Consider the following 18,464-nt stretch of genomic DNA (forward strand, 5'->3'; position numbering starts at 1 on the left):
CCCATGTTCTCCCGGATCGCCGAGTTCCACGACTGGTTCGAACAAGAGCACACCGCCCACTCCTTCCGCGTGACGGTGGCGCCCCTGGACAGTCTCGAGGGCTGGTCGATCGACCCGGAAACCAGCGCGATCACCCACCGCAGCGGGAAGTTCTTCACCATCGACGGGCTGGAGGTGCAGACGAACCACGGCCTCGTGGAGAGCTGGTCCCAGCCGATCATCGACCAACCGGAGTCCGGCATCCTCGGCATCCTGGTGCGCAGGTTCGGCGGGGTGCCGCACTTCCTCATGCAGGCCAAGATGGAGCCGGGCAACATCAACCTGTTGCAGTTGTCGCCGACGGTGCAGGCCACCAAGAGCAACTACACCCGGGTGCACGGCGGCCGGTCGGTGCCGTACCTGGAGTACTTCATGGCCCCCCGCCGCAGCCGGGTCCTCTCCGACGTGCTCCAGTCCGAGCAGGGCGCCTGGTTCCTGCACAAACGGAACCGCAACATGATCATCGAGGTGACCGAGGACGTGCCGCTGCGCCCCGGCTTCTGCTGGCTGACGCGCGACCAGCTCGGCGCCCTGCTCAAGGTCGACAATCTGGTGAACATGGATTCCCGGACGGTCCTCGCCGGTTACCCGTTCTCCGAGCACGACGGCAGCCCGGAACGGCCCGTCTCCGCCCGGGACGGGGGCTTCCACCAGTTGCTCGCCGGCTACGAGGGACGCCCGGTGACGATGTCACACCGTGACATCGCCGAGCCGCTGAGCTGGTTCACCGAGGTCAAGACCCGCTATGACCTGCGTCGGCGACGGGTGCCCCTCAACCAGGTCAAGAACTGGATCTGCGGGCCGGACCGGATCACCCACGAGCTGGGACGCTACTTCTCGGTCATCGGCGTGCACGTCGAGGCCGGCAGCCGGGAGGTCAGCCGCTGGTCGCAGCCGTTGCTCGCGCCGGTGGGACAGGGCGTCGTCGCTTTCCTGCTACGGCGACACCGGGGCGAACACCAGTTGCTCGTGCAGGCGCGGACCCAGGCCGGCACCTTCGACGTGGTGGAGATGGCACCGACGGTGCAGTGCTCCCCCGACAACTACCGAGGGCTGCCCGAGCACCGACGCCCGCCCTTCCTGGACCACGTCCTGGCCGCTCCACGGCGCCGGATCCGCTTCGACGTCGTGCACTCGGAGGAGGGAGGGCGCTTTTACCACGCCACGAACCGGTACCTGATCGTCGAGGTCGACGACGACTTCCCCACGGTGGACCGTCCCGACTTCACCTGGATGACCATCCCCCAGCTCGCCGAGCTGGCGCGCTACGGCAACTACGTCAACGTCGAGGCCCGCAACCTCCTCGCCTGCCTGCGGTTCCACAGCGAGCCGTCGGAGGACGGGGAGGGCGCCGGCGTCGACCCGCACACCGAAAGGGTGACCCACGCCAATGACCACGCAGGTCTGGGACTATCGACTTGAGTACGAGAACGAGCGCGATGACATCCTGGACGCCGTCGACAGCGTCTTCCGCTCCGGGCAGCTCATCCTCGGTGAGAGCGTGCGTTCCTTCGAACGGGAGTACGCCGACTACCACGGTGTGAGCGGCTGCGTCAGCTGTGACAACGGCACCAACGCCATCGTGCTCGGGCTGCGCGCGGTGGGTGTGCGTCCCGGCGATGAGGTGATCACCGTCGCCAACACCGCCGCGCCGACCATCGTGGCCATCGACCAGATCGGCGCGCGGCCGGTCTTCGTCGACATCTGCCCCGAGACGTACCTGATGGACACCGACCAGGTGGAAGCCGCGATCACCGAACGGACCACCTGCATCCTGCCGGTGCACCTGTACGGCCAGTGCGTCGACATGCGGCCGTTGCAGGAGCTGGCCCGGCGGCACGGCCTGATCCTGTTCGAGGACTGCGCCCAGTCCCACGGCGCCCGGCACCACGGCCAGCTGGCCGGCACGATGGGACGGGCCGCCGCCTTCTCCTTCTACCCCACCAAGGTGCTCGGCGCCTACGGTGACGGCGGCGCCGTCGTGACCTCCGATCCCGAGGTGGAGGCGAACCTGCGGCGGCTGCGCTACTACGGTATGGAGCAGCAGTACTACGTGGTTTCCACGCCCGGGCACAACAGCCGGCTCGACGAGGTGCACGCCGAGATTCTGCGCCGCAAGCTACGTCGCTTCGACGGGTACCTGGCCAGCCGGCGCGCGGTCGCCGCCCGGTACGCCGAAGCGCTCGCCGGCACCGACCTCGTGCTGCCGAAGCTGGCCGAGGGCAACGACCACTCCTACTACCTCTATGTGGTCCGGCACCCGGAACGTGACCGGATCATCGAGCGCATGAAGCAGTACGACGTGCTGCTGAACGTGAGCTACCGCTGGCCGGTGCACACCATGAGCGGCTTCGCCCACCTCGGATACGGGATCGGCACGCTGCCGTACACCGAGGAGCTCGCCGACCAGATCTTCTCCCTGCCGATGTACGCCTCACTGCCCAGGGGCACCCAGGACAAGGTGATCGACGCGCTGCGCGAGGTGCTCGCCACCTTGTGAGTCGGGCACGGCCGGCTGGCCCGCCTCTAGCGAGGGACGGGCCAGCCTCTAGGGCCGTACCGGATCCTGGTCGCCAGACGGGCGCCGGAACAGTGTCCGACCACCCGACCCTGGGGAGGTTCTGTGTTCATCAGCGTCAACAAGGCCACTCTCACCGACTGCACCCCCGAGGAGTACGAGCGCTTCTACCAGGAGGCCTGCGACTACATGGCCAAGCAGCCCGGGCACATCCGGCAGCGCCTGGTGCGCAGCGACTCCGAGCCGGGCGTCTACTTCGCGATCTCGGAGTGGGAGAGCGTCGAGGCATACCGGAGGTTGGCCACCATCGACGAGCTGGTGGAGATCTTCGGCCAGGTCATCTCGCTGACCGAGCCTCGGGATCCGAGCAAGGACAAGATCGTCGTCGAGCACCACGACTGCTCGATGGTCCTCGACCGGGAGCGGGTGTGACCACCCCTGTGCAGGGAGGACGACCGATGGGTACGACCTCAGCCAGAAGGCGACGGTGGACCGCCGGGGTGGTGGGGGTTCTCGCGCTGGCCGCGACGGCAGGCGGTGCGCAGGCGAGCCCGAACGACGTGGGGCCCAGGGTGAGGGTGGCCACCGGCACCTTCAGCGTCACGGAGTTCAGCATCGTGCCGTACCAACAGCTCGACAACGGCGCGGCCCTCAACCGCTTCCATGCCTCCGACGTCTTCCAGGGCGACATCAAGGGCACCGGCTCGGCCGAGGCGCAGATGCTGACCAGGCCAGACGGCACCAGCAACGAGGCGGGACTCATCCACGTCGTGGGCAGTCTGCACGGCCGGCGCGGGAGTTTCGTCATCCAGACGATCAGCAGCTCCGACGGCAACACCGCCCGCAGTTCCTGGACCGTGTTGGAGGGCACCGGGACCGGGCAGCTCACCGGCCTGAAGGGGCGGGGGTCCGAGACCGCGGTCAACAACGGCGGTTCCTGGTCCGCAAGGTACGAGCTGAACTACTACTTCGGGTGATCCGCGCAGCCACCCGCCGGAGAGGGGACCCATGTACGTGTGCGTGAACAGGATCCGGGTCATCGGTTCCACAGAGGAGTACGAGCGGGTCTATCGCGAGGGGAGCGACTTCATGGCGACGCTCCCCGGGCACGTACGCCACAAACTCCTGCGCTCCCAGCGGGAGCCCGCCGTCTACTTCAGCGTCGCCGAGTGGACCGACGCGGAGTCGTACCGCCGGATGTGTGAGGTGCCGAAGGTACGCGAGATCTTCGACCAGGTCAGCGACATCATCGAGCTGGAGAATCACGAGTGTCTGATCGCTTACCAGGGCGAGTGACGGGCAGCCGGGAGACAGAGATGAAGATCGGTGTCAGTCACACCACGCTCACCGCGCCCGACGGCGGCATCGCCGACCCGGTGCGGGTCGCCCGCCGGGTGGAGGCGCTCGGCCTGGATTCGCTGTGGGTCAGCGACCACCTTGCCTGGGGCACCCCGATCCTGGACAGCACCCTGACCTTGACGGCGGCGGCGGCCGTGACCGAGCGGATCGAGGTCGGGTACTGCGTCATGCAGCTCGCCCTGCGCCCGATCGCCTGGGCGGCCAAACAGATCGGCACCCTTCAGAGGATCTCCGGCGAACGGCTCCAACTCGGCGTCGGCGTCGGCGGCCATCCGCCGGAGGAGTGGGCGGCTGCTGGCCGGTCCACCACCGATCGCGGCCGGCGCACCGACGACGCCCTGCGCGCGCTGCCGCGGTTGTTGTCCGGTCAGGCCACCCCCGTGCCGGACGCTGGCGACGCGCCGCTGACCCTCTCCCCGCCCGCGCCGATGCCGCGGGTGTGGATCGGGGGAGGCTCTCCCGCTGCGCTGCGTCGCGCCGCCCGTTTCGGGGACGCCTGGCTGCCGGCAGCCGTCACCCTCGACCAGGTCGCCGACGGCCGGGAGCGGCTCCGCGAGCTGAGCCGGGCCGAGGGGCGGCCCACGCCCGGGGTCGGGGTGTCGGTCTTCGCCACCCTCGACTCCCACCTCGGAGGGATGAGCCACGACGCGCTGGTGGACCTGTGCGCCGGCGGCTTCGGCATGCCCCGCGAGCACGCCGACAGGGTGGTCGTCAGCGGAAAGCCCGGACAGGTGGCCGAGCGGCTGGCCGCGCACGCCGACGCGGGCGTCGAGCACGTGATCGTCGTGCCGTTCGGGCACGGCTGGGAACAGCAGTGCGAGCTGCTCGCCGAGGCCGTGGCCCTGCTCTGATCCACGCGGCCACAGGCAGGACCTGTCGGGCTGCGCACCGCGCCTTCCGTGCCGTGCGCCACCCCGGCGGGTCCTGCCTGCGTGCGGGCGGGTGGCCGGCAGCAGGCGGCAGAACGACGGCGTACCGCACGGTCGAGACCAGTCCCCCGCCGGTCGGCGCTCAGGGACGGCTCTAAGTCTCCACGAGGTGACGCGCCTAGCGTTTGCGCCATGAAAATCCTGTTCATCGCCGGTGGTAGTCCGGCAACCATCTTCGGTCTGATCCCCCTCGCCACGGCCGCGCGCAACGCCGGGCACGAGACCTTCATGGCCTCGACCGAGTCGATGATGCCGACCGTGGCCGCCGCCGGCCTGCCCGGCGTCTCGATCACCCCACACCGCATGATCGACTTTCTGGCCAAGGATCGACAGGGCCGCGCCCTGGAGTGGCCGACCGATCCCGTAGGGCACATGACCTTCATCGGCGAAGGCTTCGGGCGGCTTGCCGCGGGCAGCCTCGACGCCCTGCTGGAACTGAGCCGGACGTGGCGCCCGGACGTGGTCGTCGGCGGGATGCTCAGCTTCGGGGCGGCCCTGCTCGCTCGCCACCTCGGTGTGCCCTGGGTGCGGCACACCTGGGATTCCGGCGAGCCGCCGGAGTCGGACCTGGGCGCCGAACGGGAGCTCGCGCCGGAGCTGGCCGCGCTCGGTCTCGACGGCCTGCCGGAGCCGGACATGTTCATCGAAGTCTGCCCGCCCAGCCTGCGTCCCGAGGGCGGGCCGACGCCGCAGTACATGCGCTTCGTCCCGTGCTCGCCGCAGCGGAGGCTGGAGAGCTGGATGTACGCTCGCGGCGAGCGCCGCCGGGTCTGCGTGACGGCGGGCGCCCGGGTCAACCGCGAGCAGTACCTGGGGTACCTCCGGGAGCTGGCTCGCAAGGTCGCCCCGCTGGGTCTGGAGATGGTGCTCGCGGTACCGGACGAGGTGGCGGCGGACGTCTCGGCCGGTCTGGACCACGTGCACGCCGGCTGGATGCCGCTCAACGTCATCGCGCCCACGTGTGACCTGTTCGTGCACCACGCCGGCGGCGCGACGTCGTTGACCGCGATGAGCGCGGGGGTACCGCAGTTGCTCACCCCGAACATGGCTGCGTCGGTCGCCCCGTCGGAACGGCTCGCCAAGTACGGCGCGGCCCTGCTGCTGATGCCCGGGGACGACTCGCCGGAGCAGATCGTCGCGGCCAGCCAGGAACTGCTGGAGAACCCGTCCTACCGCGAGAAGTCCCAGGAACTGGCCGCCGAGATCCGGTCGTTGCCACTGCCGACGCAGGTCCTCGGTGCCGTGGAGGAGTTGGCGGCCCGGTGAACCGTGACCCCGGCGCCGGAGCGCCCGGCATCGCCCCCTGAGGCGCGGATCGGAAGGAACGAGGAATGTGCGGAATCGCAGGTTGGGTCGCCTTCCAGGCGGACCTGACGACCCGTAGGGACATCGGCGAGGCCATGACGGCGACCATGTCGTGCCGAGGACCCGACGCGTCGGGAACGTGGGTGGCCCCTCACGCCATCCTCGGTCACCGACGGCTGTCGATCATCGATCTCGAACACGGCGGTCAGCCGATGGTCGTCCCGACGGACGCGGCACACCAGGTGGTCATCACCTACAGCGGCGAGGTCTACAACTTCCGTGAGCTGCGCGCCGAGCTCACCGCGGCCGGTCACGACTTCCGCACCGACAGTGACACAGAGGTCGTGCTGCGGGCCTACCTCCACTGGGGCGAGGCCTTCGTCGACCGGCTCAACGGCATGTACGCCTTCGCCGTCTGGGACAGCCGCACGGAGGAGTTGCTGCTCGTACGGGACCGCATCGGCATCAAGCCGTTGTACTACCGCCCGACCGACGACGGGGTGCTGTTCGGTTCGGAGCCGAAGGCGATCCTGGCCCATCCGGACGTCGACGCGGTCGTAGACCTTGACGGTCTGCGGGAGATGTTCAGCATCGTCAAGACCCCCGGGCACGCGGTCTACCAGGGCATGTACGAGGTGCGCCCGGGCACGCTGACGAAGGTGTCGCGCACGGGCCTGACCAGCCGACGGTACTGGCAGCTGAGAAGCCGGCCGCACAGCCACGACCTGGAGACCACCGTCGCCACGGTCCGGGACCTGCTGACCGACATCGTCGCCCGACAGTTCTACGCCGACGTGCCGGTCGGGACGCTGCTCTCCGGCGGGCTGGACTCCAGCGCCGTCACCGCCCTCGCGGCCCGCCACCAGGAGACCCTGGGAATCGCCGAGCCGCTTCCCGCGTTCTCGGTGGACTTCGTCGGGCACGAGGAGCGGTTCCAGGCCGACGTGCAGTGGGAGGACCCGGACATCCCGTTCGCCGTCGAGGTCGCCAAGCACGTCGGCGCCGAGCACGTCACCATCGTCCTGGACAGCGACGACGTGCTCGACGACGGCGTGCGCGGCGCCACCCTGCGCGCACAGGACCTGCCGATCTCCACCGGTGACATGGAGTACTCGCTGTACCTGCTCTGCCAGCAGGTGCGCCGGCGGGTCACGGTGGCGCTGTCCGGGGAGGCCGCCGACGAGCTGTTCGGGGGCTACACCTGGTTCCACGACCCGGAGGCCGTGCACGGCGACAGCTTCCCGTGGCACCACCCGTTCGCCAAGGCCGGCGGGATCGGCGCGCTGCGCGACGTCGGGCTCTGGGACCGCCTCGACCTCGGCGGCTACGTCGACCGGCGCTACCGCGAGGCGCTGGCGGAGGTGCCGCGGCTGCCGGGCGAGACCGGCCTGCAGGCCCGGATGCGGGAGGTGAGTTTCCTCAACCTCACCCGGTGGGAGAACTTCCTGCTGGACCGCAAGGACCGCATCAGCATGGCGGTCGGCCTCGAGGTTCGGGTGCCGTTCTGCGACCACCGGCTCGTCGAGTACGTCTTCAACGTGCCGTGGGCCATGAAGACCTTCGACGGCCGGGAGAAGAGCCTGCTGCGAGCCGCCATGCGCGGCGTGCTGCCGGACTCGGTCCTCGACCGCAAGAAGAACCCCTATCCGTCCACCCAGGACACCACGTACGAGGTGGCGCTGCGCGAACGGGTGGCGCGGCTGTGCGAGCCGGGGCAGCCGGTGCACCAGCTCGTCTCCGTCGAGGGGATCCGGCGGCTGCTCGACCGCCCCGTCGGGGCGTACGTCATGGGTGGGCCGTGGAGCGCCCGGGCGGTGCTCGAGCGGCTGGTGGAGTTCAACACCTGGATGACGACGTACAACGTCCGGCTGGAGCTGCCCGGCACGGAAGGGAAGGGACAAGAATGAGCACTCTGGACAGCGTCACGCTTCCAGTGCCCACGCAGGGCGTCTACCGGATCGACCCGGAACGTTCCGTGGTCCGGGTCTCCACCCGCGCCATGTTCGGCCTGTTGCCGGTACGCGGCACTGTCCGCGTCGGCGGCGGAGTGCTGCGGGTGGTCACGCCGACGGAGAACTCCTCGGTCGAGGCGGTGATCCGGGCGGACACGTTCGACACCGCGAACCAGGAGCGGGACGAGCACGTACGCTCGGCGGACTTCCTGAACACCACCGCGTACCCCGAGTTCGTCTTCACCGGCGACCGGTGGAGCATCGCACGGGGACGGCCGGTCCTGCACGGCCAGCTGACCGTCCGGGGGATCACCGGGCCGGTCGACGTGACCCTGAAGTCGCTGTCCCAACGCGGTGGCGAGCTGACGGCACAGGCCACCGCCCGGGTCGATCGCTACGCCTTCGGCATCACCCGGTCCAGGGGCCTGGCTGGCCGTCACCTGAGGATCGACATCGAGGTGGTCGCCGCGACCTGACCCTCGCCGACCATGTGCGGCCCGGCCTGACCCCGCGTCAGGCCGGGCCGTTTCGCGTACGCGGAAACCCCACCGGACTTGACCTCAATATTTGTTCAGGTTGCAGGCTGGGAGTAGACGACATCGACTGCCCGGTCGGCGGCGGACGGCCCCAGCGCGAGGCGCGGAACGCCGATGAGAGTTCAACGAACAGGAGAATCGTGCGCAGGAATCCCAGAACCGTACTCGCGGCCGTCCTGCTTTCGACCGTGTCGCTGCCGATCACCCTGACCGGCGCGTCCGTCGCGTTGTCCGACATCGCGGCCGACCTGAACGCCGACCTCACGCCGGTGCAGTGGGTGGTGACCGGCTACAACGCCACCTTCGCGAGCTTCATGCTCGCCTGCGGCTCGCTCGCCGACATCGTCGGCCGGCGGCGGATGTACGCCCTCGGCGTCGCCCTGTTCGCGGTGACCGGCCTGATCAGCACGGTGACGGACAACATCGTGCTGCTCGACGTGGTCCGCGCCATCGCCGGCGTGGGCGCCGCGGCCGCCGCGGCCAGCGGCGCCGCGCTGCTCGCCGCCTCGTTCGACGGACCGGCTCGGACCCGGGCGTTCGGGCTCTTCGGCACCGCGCTCGGTGTCGGCCTGGCGTTCGGACCAACCATCGCGGGTGTGCTCGTCGACGCGTTCGGTTGGCGGGCCGCCTTCGCCGCACCGGCCCTGGCCGCACTGGTGGTCCTGGCGCTGGTGCCATGGCTGCCCGAGTCGAAGGATCCGACGAGCCGGCGGGTCGACCTGCCGGGGACGCTGTCGTTCACCGCCTTCCTGCTGCTGCTCATCTTCGGCGTGGTGGAGGGCCCGAGACAGGGTTGGACGAGCCTGTGGGTCGTGGGCGCATTCGTCGCCTCCGCAGCCCTGCTGCTCTCTTTCGTCATGGTCGAGCGGCGTCAGGAGAGCCCACTGTTCGACTTCAGCCTGCTGCGTAGCCGGCACTTCGTCGCCTTCTCGGCGGCGGCCGCCACGATCATCTGCGTGACGATTCCGCTGCTGGTCTACCTGCCGTCGTACTTCACCGGGGTGCTGGGCATGACCTCGGGGCAGGCCGGCGCGACCCTGCTCCTGCTCACCGCGCCGACCCTGGCGCTGCCCCTGGTCAGCAGCATGCTCACCCGCTGGGTAGCGCCCACCGCGGTGGTCATCACGGCGGTCGTTCTCGTCGGCGTGGGCGCGGCGTGGCTCACGATCATCGAGCCGGGGATCAGAACGCTCGCCCTGGCGGGCCCGTTGCTGGCCCTCGGCGCCGGCATGGGTATGACCACCGGCATGATCGACGGCGTCGCGCTGTCCAGCATCGATACCCGCCGGGCCGGGACTGCCGCCGGCATGTTGAACACCGCTCGTCTGGCCAGCGAGACCGTCGTCATCGCCATCTTCGGCGCCGTGCTGGCCAGCACGGCCGGTGGCCGGCTGGCCGAGCCCGGCTACACGCGAGGGATGGACATCACGCTCTGGGGCCTGGCGGCCATGGCGGCGGCGACGCTGCTGCTGGTCGCGCTGCTGCTGCGTCGCCGGTCGTCCACCCCGGTGGCGGTGGAGCCCGCGGAGCCGGTGGGCAGGGTCTGACGCAACCGGAAGGGGACGGCAGGGCGTTGCCCTGCCGTCCCCAACGCTTCGCCCAGGTCGGTCAGGGCACCACCTCCAGCTGCGCCATCATGCTGTGCGCGGCGTGGTCGAGGAAGTGGCAGTGGAACGGGTAGATCCCGGTGTACGGCGTGTCGAACTTGACCAGCATCCGGACGTTCTGCCCTGCGGGAATGCGGACCGTGTCCTTCGGATACGCCTCCCCCTCACCCACCGGCACGCCATTGCGATCCAGCACCCGGAACTGCACCAGGTGCACGTGCATGCTGTGCGGGAAGTTCCGGACCGCGTCGGAGTTGTTGACGTGCCACAGCTCCGTCGTACCCCGGCGCACCTGGAACTGGACCCGGTGCGGGTCGTACCCCTGCCCGTCGATGGAGTAGAACCCGCCGTTGGCCTCGCTCCAGACGAAGTCGATGTTGCGGGTGACGATGGGCGTCCCGAGGTCGGGGTGGGACCGCAGCAGCGCGGGAGGCGTCCAGGTGGCCGCGGCCGGGCCGGTCACCTCGAACTGCAGGATCTGCCGGTCCGGCCGAGACGGGCCGGCGAAGACGTTCTCCAGCATCAGTTTCGTGCCGGCCGCGTACCGGGAGAAGTCGACGACCACCTCGGCCCGCTCCGCGGGCCACAGCTCGACCTCCGTGCAGGGCACCGGCCGGCTCAACAGCCCGCCGTCCGAGGCGATCTGCACCATCTCCGACGCGTCGGAGAGCCGCAGCCGCAGCGGTCGGGTGTTGGAGACGTTGGCCAACCGTATCCGGTACTGGGTCCCCCGCACCTCGTGCGTCGGCTGGAAGCCGCCGTTGACCAGGACGCTGGTCCGGCTGGCGAAGTCGTTCCAGGTGTAGACCAGCTCACCGGCGGGCCCGAGGTGCGCGTCCCGGATCTGCAGCGGCAGGTCGTAGGCGCCGCTCGGCAGACCCAGCGCGTCGGTCTCGTCGTCATCGATGAGGTACAGGCCGGACAGCCCTCGGTAGACGTGCTCCGACTCCAGGTGGTGGACATGGTCGTGGTACCAGAGCGTGGCCGCCGGCTGGATGTTCCCATAGCGGTAGGTCTTGCTGGCGCCGGGGACGATCTCGTCGGTCGGGTGCCCGTCGCTCTCGGCCGGCACGTCGGCGCCGTGCAGGTGGATCGACGTCGGGGTGGTGAGCCGGTTGGTGATCTTCACCCGGGTGGCCCGGCCACGCCGGGCCCGGATGGTCGGACCGGGGAACTGGCCGTTGAAGGTCAGCACGGGCGTTTTGAGCCCGGGGAGGATACTCGCGGTCGACTCGACGAGGTCCATCTTGTAGTAGTCCTCCGTCGACGTGCTGAAGTACGGCGACAGCACGCGCGGCACCCGCAACCGGGTCGAGAAGGGGGCGACCTGCTCCGCCTGCGCCGACCTCGTCCAGAGGTTGGCCGCGAACCCCATCGGTAGCAGCGCTGCCCCGGCAGCCATGCCGTACCGGATCAGATCTCTTCTCTGCACTGGTATTCCTTCCGCAGGATGGCGTGGTGACGACCGCCATGGCCGGACGGCCGGCGGGAAGCTGGTACGCGTCTGGGTCAGACGGGCTCGGGAGCGGGTTGGGCGGTCTCCTCGGCCGCGCGGCGGGCTCCCGACCGGTGGGGAGCGAGCAGCAGGAACACGACCACGGCCGCCACCGCGCACAGCACCGCGACAGCCAGCAGCGCCACCTGCCAGGACTGCGTGTACTGAGCTGCCAGGAACTCCCGGTCCCCACCCGTGAGGTCACCGGCGGCGATCTGGTTGGCCAACTCGGTGGATCCGACCCGGGAGCGGATCAGGGCGATCAGCACGGTGCCGAAGACAGCGATGACCACGGCCTCGCCGGTGTTCCGGAGGGTGTTGAGGAAGCCCGCGGCCATCCCGATCCGGCTCGCCTCGACCTGGTTCATCGCCTGCGCGTCGGTGATGCCGAAGGAAATCCCCATGCCGACCCCGACGGTGACCAACGGAGCGGATAGGGAGAGCATGCCGATACCGGGGTGCAGGACGGTGAGCCAGCCGTTGCCGGCAGCGACCAGGCCGAGGGCGAGGGTCATCATGAGCCGGGCCGACCAGCCGCGGTTCACCAGCCACCCCGCGAACATCGGCACCACCAGGATCGGCACGGTGAGCATCAACATCACCAGGCCCGCCCGGGCGGCGGTGACGCCGGTGACACCTTGCAGGTAGATGGGCAGATAGACGAGGGTGCCAACAAATCCGATCGAGGTGGACACGGTACCCAGGCACCAGCCCATGAACGGCGCGTTGCCGGCCAGGGACAGGTCGAGCAGCGGGTTGTCCCGTCGACGTTCGATCACGACGAACACCACCAGCAGCAGGGCGCCCACGGCGATGCCGACCGGCCCGCCCGGGCCGCCCTGCGGGCTCTGCACGACGCCGAACATCAGCAGTCCCAGCGCGGTGACGAAGACGACCACGCCGGGGCGGTCGACCTGACGTCGCTCCACGCCCCAGGACTCGGCGACGAATCGGGTCGCCAGCATGATCAGCACACCGACCGCGACGAAGACCAGGAAACTCGCCCGCCAGCCCAGGGTGGTCACCAGCCAGCCGGCCAGGAACGGCCCGACCACGACACCGGCGCCGCCGGTGGTCCCCATGGCGGCGAACGCCCGGGTCCGGCCAGCACCGGTGAAGGTCGCGGCCAGCAGCGCACCACCACAGGCCATCACCCCGCCGGCGCCGACACCGGCGACCGCGCGGGCCACGTCCAACACCAGAATGCTCGGGGACACCGCGGAGAGCAGGCCACCCGCGGTGAACAGCGCCGTGGTCACGAGAAACATCCGACGCCGCCCGAACAGGTCGGCCAACGAGCCGCACACCAGCGTGAAGGAGGCCAGTGCCAGGTTGTACCCGGTCACCGCCCACTGCAGCGGCGCGCCCGAGGCGTCCAGGTCGGCGCCGATGTCGGGCAGGGCGACGCCGGTGCCGGAGATGGCCATCGCGACGGCGAAGACACCGACCAGGACGGCCATCAGCGTCACCGGTGGGCTCGACCGGCGGCTGGCCGATGCGGAGCGCAGGCTCATCTCGGTCTCCTCTGGGCAGGCGGCATCGACGGCTCGAGATCTACGGCACCGAGGATGGGTGCCCCCGGTAGAGGGAACCTCGTGCGCCGATCGAGCAGTCAGGCGAAGACCGCGGCCGCGAGGTGCCGTCGCGTGGGGCCCCGCAGCCCGATCCGGTGCCGGTCGCCGTCACCGATCGGCTTCTGGCCGTCCGGCTCGGGCGAGCGTCCCGGCCCCATCCGGAAGCCGACGCCGCGCACCGTGACGATCCACCGACCGTGGCCGAGTTTGTTGCGCAGCGTGCTGACGTGGGTGTCGATGGTGCGACTACCCTGTTTGCGACGCGGCCCGACCATGCCCTCGGCACCCCAGACCCGGGATGCCAACTCCTGCCGGGAGACCACCTGCCCGGCGTGCATGGCAAGGACGCGTAGCAGCTCGAACTCCGTCCGGGTCAGGGTGACCGGGCGGTCGTCGAGCAGCACCTCACGCCGCCTGCCGTCGATCCGCAATCCTCGGTAGTCGACGAAGTCCTGCTCGGACGGGAACCGGCGCGTCCGCCGCCCGACCGCCTCGATACGCGCCACGAGTTCCCGGAACCCGTAGGGCTTGCTCAGACAGTCATCGGCGCCGGCCTGAAGCCCGAGAATCCGATCCACCTCGCTGTCGCGCTCGGTGAAGGCGATGACCGGGGTGTCGCCCGCGGCCCGGATGCTCCGGCAGATGTCGACTCCGTCGATGTCTGCCAGGTCGAGGTCGAGCAGCACGAGGTCGCTGCTCGGACAGAGAGCCAGCGCCTCGCGCCCGGTCGTCACCGCGACAGCCTCGTACCTGTGTCGCCGCAGCGAGCACACGAGCCGTTCGGCTCCCACGGCGTCCTGCTGAACTGCCAACACACGCATACCCCGTCCCCAGTTTGTGTCGGTCGGTTCGACCCGGGTACGAGTCGGCGTCCATCCGACCCCTTCCCGAGCCAGCCTCAACGTCAATGGGGCGCACGACGCGCGAGGACCACCCGCCGCGACGCCGCGAGAGGCGCCCCGTTGAACGGTCGGCGCCCCACCATAAAAAACCGACCGCCCTGTTTCGTCAAGGCGAAAGGTGGAACTTGCGCGCCCACGGGCGCTACGACCATCAGCCGACAAGTCGGGTCTTATGTGGACAGTGCTCGCGCCAAAGGGGCCACTACCGTTTAGCTGAGCCTGTTAGCATGCGACATCGAGAACGTTGGATCATTGCGTTCGGTATGTTTATGGCGAACGATTCGATCAATCGGAGTCGATGTGACCGGACTGCCGCCACTAGCGCAGCCCCTCAATGTCCCTCTCGCCACCTCGGTGTCCTACGAGTCCACCGTCCCACGTCGTCTGGTACACCGGGCGGCGGCGGCGGAGGTCCTGCTGACCGACTGGTGCCGCACCGACGCCGACACCTTTGCCTGCGCCGTGCAATGGCCGCGCGGGCACAGTCTGTACGGCGCGCAGTCCGGCCGGTTCCACCCGCTGCTGGTCGCCGAGACGATCCGGCAGTGCGGAATCCTCATCGCCCACGTTGGCTACGCCGTGCCGATGGGGCACGCGTTCCTCATGCAGCGTCTCCGGTGGATGTGCGACCCCGACGGCCTCTTCTGGGCCGACGGCCCGCTGCAGTCGATCGCACTGATCGAGATCACCGAACTGACCCGCCGGCCGGACGGCACCATCCGGATGCGGGTGGACGTGCGCCTCGAACGCGACGGCCGCCAGTTCGCCGCCGGCAGCGGTTGGCTCCGGTGCGTGACGCCGGCCGTCTACCAGCGGCTACGGCGTCAGCCCGGCGACCACGACCGTGGCGCCGCGCGGGCGGTCCCGCCGGCGACACCCGCCACGGTCGGCCGGGAGCTCATCCGAGACGTGGTGGTCGGCCCCACGGACGACGACGGCGTACGGATGCTGCGGGTCGTGAAGGAGCATCCGATCCTGTTCGATCATCCGCTGGACCACGTGCCCGGGATGCTGGTATTCGAGGCCATGCACCAGGTGGCGGTGGCCGAGCACGAGGGCGCGGCGACGGCGATCACCGCCAGCGAGGCGTCGTTCCCGGCCTTCCTCGAACTGAACCAGCCCTGCCGGATCGTGGTGGACCGCCCCGCCCCCGACGCGCTGGCGATGCGGTTCCTCCAGGGCGGCCGGGTCGCCGTCCACGGAACGGTGACGGTGACGCCGCCTAGCCGGGCGACGGCGCCTCGTCACCTGTCGCGCCTCGTATCTGCCGATGCGCCGATTCCACATAGGTGAGGTAGTACTGGAGCTTGCGAGCCGTGACCAGGCCGGGCAGGATGGCGCGCCACATGTCGGCGAGGCGCTCCACGAATCCGCGTCGCTCGTCGAGCACCTGCGTCACCAGGTGCAGCCCGGTGAAGGAGCTGACCACCACCTGGGCCACCTGCGTCGGCCGCACCGCCGCCTGGATCTCCCGACGCGCCGCCGCCCGCTCCAACAGCTCGCTGGTGATGGCGATCCAGTCGAGGTACAGATCGGGGCGGGGACGCTGGAAGGTGCCGCTCTCCAGCGTGAGCCGGATGCCCCCCCGCACGACTGAATGGTCACGTAACTGCGCGGCAAGGCCATACGACATGCTGATAAGCGCCTCCAAGGGCGGGGAATTCCGGGCGGCGACGTCACGAGCCAGCTGGATCCATATCTGGTGCTGTTCCTGCACAACCGCCTGCGCCAACTCTTCCTTGGAGGCGAAGTGGAAGTACAGGGCGCCTTTGGTCACCCCCGCGTGGGTGATGATGTCTCCCAGAGTCGTCGCGCCGTAGCCGTACCGGTCGAACATCTCGGCGGCCGCCCTGACTATCGACTCCCGGGTATGTTCGGCCCGTGCCTGCCTCATGTGCCAGTCCCTCAACAATGTCGATACGAATTCGGAGGTTCGATACGTGACCGGTGGGTATTCTGCGGGTGGTGGGGCGATCCTGCTCACCGGGGCGACCGGGTTCGTCGGCGGCGCGGTGCTGGCAGCGCTGCGCGCCCGGCGGCCCGCCGCCCTCAGGGTCCTGCTGCGGGGCGGCTTCGGGCCGGGGTCTTCGGCGGGCGCGACGGTCGTCCACGGCGACCTGTCGAAGCCGCAGTCGCTGAGCGGTGTGTGCGATGGAGTCGACACGCTGATCCACGCGGCATCGTACGTCGGAAAGGACCAGGAGCTCTGCACGGCCGTCAACGACCAGGGCACCCGCCATCTGGTGCGGGAGGCAACGGCCGCGGGCGTACGGCGGCTGGTCTACGTCAGTACCGCCGCGGTCTACGGCTCCGGCCCGCACCGGGGACCGCGCGAGGGTGAACTGCCCATCGCGCCGCGCTCCCCCGTCAGCGCCAGCCGCGCCGCGGCCGAGGTGTGGGTACGGGAGGCCGGCGGATGCGTGCTGCGTCCACATCTCGTCTACGGCCCCGGTGACCGTTGGTTCGTGCCGGCGCTGGCGGCGCTGCTGGCGGCACTACCCGGCTGGGTCGACGGGGGCAACGCCCGCGCCTCGATGATCAGCGTCACCGACCTGGCCAGGCTGACCGTCGCGGCCGCGACCCGACTGTCGGTCCCGCCCGGCACGGCCCTTCACGCCAACCATCCGCGCCCGGTCCGGATGCGTGACGCCGGAGCCGCCCTCGCTCGCGGCCTCGGCGTGGCGGTACCGCGAGGGTCCGCCTCCCGCGCCCAGGTCCAGGCCCACTTCCGCCGGGCCGGCCTGCCCGAACGGCAGCTGGAACTACTCACGATCGACCACTGGTACGACTCCACCGCCATCTGGCAGTTGACCGGCTGCATGCCTGGACCCTCTTTCCTCGAGGACATGACCCACGCGGGTCACTGGTACGCCTGCGGGATGGCGGACGGGAGTATATCCACCGGGGCAGGTCCGTCAACAGGATCCCGACAGTTCACAGAAGGTTGACGGCCAACCGCGCGACACCTCACCGACACCATCTTTGCAATTCCTTGACATTCGCTTGACCGCAGCTTCCCCAATCACCCACCACCGCGCCCCCATTTGTCAACCATCCCGCTGATCGACAAATGTTCCTTAAATCAAGACTTGACGATGCAGGAGCCCTCTACGCTATGTTCGAATGGCAGAAACGGGGGAGGGTATCCATGCGCGTCTGGAGTGGACGTACGACGTTCGGCCACCTTTCTCCCCTGACCGGCCGGTGGCGGCGTGGCTCCTGCCGCAACGCCACCCGCCGCCAGCACGTCTCGCCCACGCGCGCCGCGGTCACGTCGATCAGCGCCCCCCGGCGGAACAACGCCCGGGCGCGGGCGGCGGTCGACACGTGAGCACCAGGCGCGGAGGGCGCTCCTGCTCAGCCAACGATGCGCTCAGTCTCGCCGAGGGAGATGTCATGGAGTTCGGAGTGTTGGGATCGTTCGTCATGAGATCCGCGAGCGTTGACCTGCTACCGACCGCACCGAAACAGCGGCAACTCCTCGCCCTGCTCGTCCTCAACGCCAACCGGTTCGTCTCGATCGACACCTGTGTGGAGGAACTCTGGCAGGACGATCCGCCCCGCACGGTCGTCCCCACGTTCCAGACCTACATCCTGCAGATAAGGAAGTGCATCGCGGCCGGGAAGGAGGTCGGCAGTCTCGCCCGGGCGCACAAGCTGCTGACCACGGGCCGTCGCGGCTACCAGCTCGTCATCGCGCCGGAGTCGTTGGACCTCACCCACTACAGACACTGGGTCAAGCTCGGCCGCGAAGCCATGCGGCGACAGGACTACGCCGCCTCGTCCCAGGCGTACCGCAAGGCGTTGGGCACCTGGCGTGGCTCGGCGTTGAGCGACGTCCAGGTCGGCCCACACCTGCGGGCGATGGTCGACAGCCTCGAGGAGTCCCGGATCACGGCCACCGAACAGTGCTTCGAAGCCGAACTCCGGCTCGGCCTGCACCACGAGCTGGTCAGCGAGCTGTGCGCGGCGACCGCCCAGTACCCCCTCAACGAGCGGTTCCAGGCACAGTACATGCTCGCCCTGTACCGGGCGGGGCGACAGGTCGAAGCGCTCAACCTCTTCCACCGGCTGCGCAAGACCCTTGCCGAGGAGCTGGGAATCGGGCCCTCTCTACCGGTGCGCAGACTGCACGACGCCATGCTGTCGGCGGACGGCAACCTCCTGCCGGAACGCTGGGCGAGCTGAGTCGGCCGGTACCGGCTGGCCCCCGCTCGCCAGTTGCCGGAACCAGACGACGGACGGCGG

The 18,464-nt window shown here is 69.6% G+C and carries 18 protein-coding genes; 14 read left to right on the forward strand and 4 right to left on the reverse strand.

From position 1 onward, the window contains the following. Positions 1-3: 3 nt before the first annotated feature. From E1165_RS01935 to E1165_RS01980, 10 genes are all read left to right on the forward strand, one after another. Positions 4-1,461: an NDP-hexose 2,3-dehydratase family protein gene (locus E1165_RS01935; protein WP_132387042.1), complete on the forward strand. Its 1,458-nt coding sequence runs from the start codon at positions 4-6 to the stop codon at positions 1,459-1,461. Beyond that, positions 1,430-2,539, forward strand: coding sequence for a DegT/DnrJ/EryC1/StrS aminotransferase family protein (locus E1165_RS01940; protein ID WP_132387044.1), 1,110 nt, complete (start codon positions 1,430-1,432; stop codon positions 2,537-2,539). Before E1165_RS01935 ends, E1165_RS01940 begins: the two co-directional genes overlap by 32 nt. Positions 2,540-2,662: 123 nt before the next feature. Continuing rightward, the gene (locus E1165_RS01945; RefSeq protein ID WP_132387046.1) at positions 2,663-2,989 is read left to right on the forward strand and encodes an antibiotic biosynthesis monooxygenase; all 327 of its coding nucleotides are present in this window, start codon (positions 2,663-2,665) and stop codon (positions 2,987-2,989) included. Between the two features lie 26 nt (positions 2,990-3,015). Next, positions 3,016-3,534, forward strand: coding sequence for a DUF3224 domain-containing protein (locus E1165_RS01950; RefSeq protein WP_132387048.1), 519 nt, complete (start codon positions 3,016-3,018; stop codon positions 3,532-3,534). Positions 3,535-3,577: 43 nt separating this feature from the next. Beyond that, a complete protein-coding gene (locus E1165_RS01955) occupies positions 3,578-3,853 on the forward strand; it encodes an antibiotic biosynthesis monooxygenase (RefSeq protein ID WP_165945105.1) in 276 nt (91 codons plus the stop codon). 20 nt (positions 3,854-3,873) lie between these two features. Beyond that, positions 3,874-4,767 carry an LLM class flavin-dependent oxidoreductase gene (locus E1165_RS01960; protein WP_132387050.1) on the forward strand — a complete coding sequence of 298 codons (894 nt, stop codon included), beginning with the start codon at positions 3,874-3,876 and terminating at the stop codon, positions 4,765-4,767. 210 nt (positions 4,768-4,977) lie between these two features. Next, a complete protein-coding gene (locus E1165_RS01965; RefSeq protein WP_132387051.1) occupies positions 4,978-6,111 on the forward strand; it encodes a nucleotide disphospho-sugar-binding domain-containing protein in 1,134 nt (377 codons plus the stop codon). 65 nt (positions 6,112-6,176) lie between these two features. Beyond that, entirely contained in the window at positions 6,177-8,057 is a 1,881-nt protein-coding gene (asnB, locus tag E1165_RS01970; RefSeq protein ID WP_132387052.1) for an asparagine synthase (glutamine-hydrolyzing), read from the forward strand. Then, the gene (locus E1165_RS01975) at positions 8,054-8,578 is read left to right on the forward strand and encodes a YceI family protein (RefSeq protein ID WP_132387053.1); all 525 of its coding nucleotides are present in this window, start codon (positions 8,054-8,056) and stop codon (positions 8,576-8,578) included. Before asnB ends, E1165_RS01975 begins: the two co-directional genes overlap by 4 nt. Before the next feature lie 248 nt (positions 8,579-8,826). Beyond that, on the forward strand, positions 8,827-10,185 hold the full coding sequence (locus E1165_RS01980; protein ID WP_243704542.1) for an MFS transporter: 1,359 nt from the start codon (positions 8,827-8,829) through the stop codon (positions 10,183-10,185). 61 nt (positions 10,186-10,246) lie between these two features. On the opposite strand, the gene E1165_RS01985 is transcribed toward E1165_RS01980, so the two are convergent. The 3 genes from E1165_RS01985 to E1165_RS01995 all read right to left on the reverse strand — a co-directional run bounded on the left by E1165_RS01985 (position 10,247) and on the right by E1165_RS01995 (position 14,135). Beyond that, positions 10,247-11,677: a multicopper oxidase family protein gene (locus tag E1165_RS01985; protein WP_132387055.1), complete on the reverse strand. Its 1,431-nt coding sequence runs from the start codon at positions 11,675-11,677 to the stop codon at positions 10,247-10,249. Between the two features lie 77 nt (positions 11,678-11,754). After that, on the reverse strand, positions 11,755-13,254 hold the full coding sequence (locus E1165_RS01990; RefSeq protein WP_165945106.1) for an MFS transporter: 1,500 nt from the start codon (positions 13,252-13,254) through the stop codon (positions 11,755-11,757). Positions 13,255-13,352: 98 nt separating this feature from the next. Then, positions 13,353-14,135, reverse strand: coding sequence for a response regulator transcription factor (locus E1165_RS01995; protein ID WP_132387056.1), 783 nt, complete (start codon positions 14,133-14,135; stop codon positions 13,353-13,355). Positions 14,136-14,570: 435 nt separating this feature from the next. Here E1165_RS01995 and E1165_RS02000 point away from each other — a divergent pair, with 435 nt between their 5' ends. After that, entirely contained in the window at positions 14,571-15,509 is a 939-nt protein-coding gene (locus E1165_RS02000; RefSeq protein ID WP_132387057.1) for a ScbA/BarX family gamma-butyrolactone biosynthesis protein, read from the forward strand. Here the strand turns inward: E1165_RS02000 and E1165_RS02005 are convergent. After that, the gene (locus tag E1165_RS02005; RefSeq protein ID WP_132387059.1) at positions 15,439-16,110 is read right to left on the reverse strand and encodes a ScbR family autoregulator-binding transcription factor; all 672 of its coding nucleotides are present in this window, start codon (positions 16,108-16,110) and stop codon (positions 15,439-15,441) included. The two genes, E1165_RS02000 and E1165_RS02005, sit on opposite strands and share 71 nt — an antisense overlap. 46 nt (positions 16,111-16,156) lie before the next feature. Between E1165_RS02005 and E1165_RS02010 the strand changes: the two genes are divergently transcribed. The 3 genes from E1165_RS02010 (at position 16,157) to E1165_RS02015 (ending at position 18,404) form a co-directional block, all read left to right on the forward strand. Next, a complete protein-coding gene (locus tag E1165_RS02010) occupies positions 16,157-17,164 on the forward strand; it encodes an NAD(P)-dependent oxidoreductase (protein WP_165945107.1) in 1,008 nt (335 codons plus the stop codon). A gap of 200 nt (positions 17,165-17,364) precedes the next feature. Next, entirely contained in the window at positions 17,365-17,547 is a 183-nt protein-coding gene (locus E1165_RS28765; RefSeq protein WP_165945108.1) for a hypothetical protein, read from the forward strand. 65 nt (positions 17,548-17,612) lie between these two features. Beyond that, positions 17,613-18,404, forward strand: a complete 792-nt coding sequence (locus tag E1165_RS02015; protein ID WP_165945109.1) for an AfsR/SARP family transcriptional regulator — start codon at positions 17,613-17,615, stop codon at positions 18,402-18,404. Positions 18,405-18,464 lie beyond the last annotated feature (60 nt).

Origin of the sequence: Micromonospora sp. KC723, assembly GCF_004348595.1 — a bacterium.
Lineage (GTDB): Bacteria > Actinomycetota > Actinomycetes > Mycobacteriales > Micromonosporaceae > Micromonospora.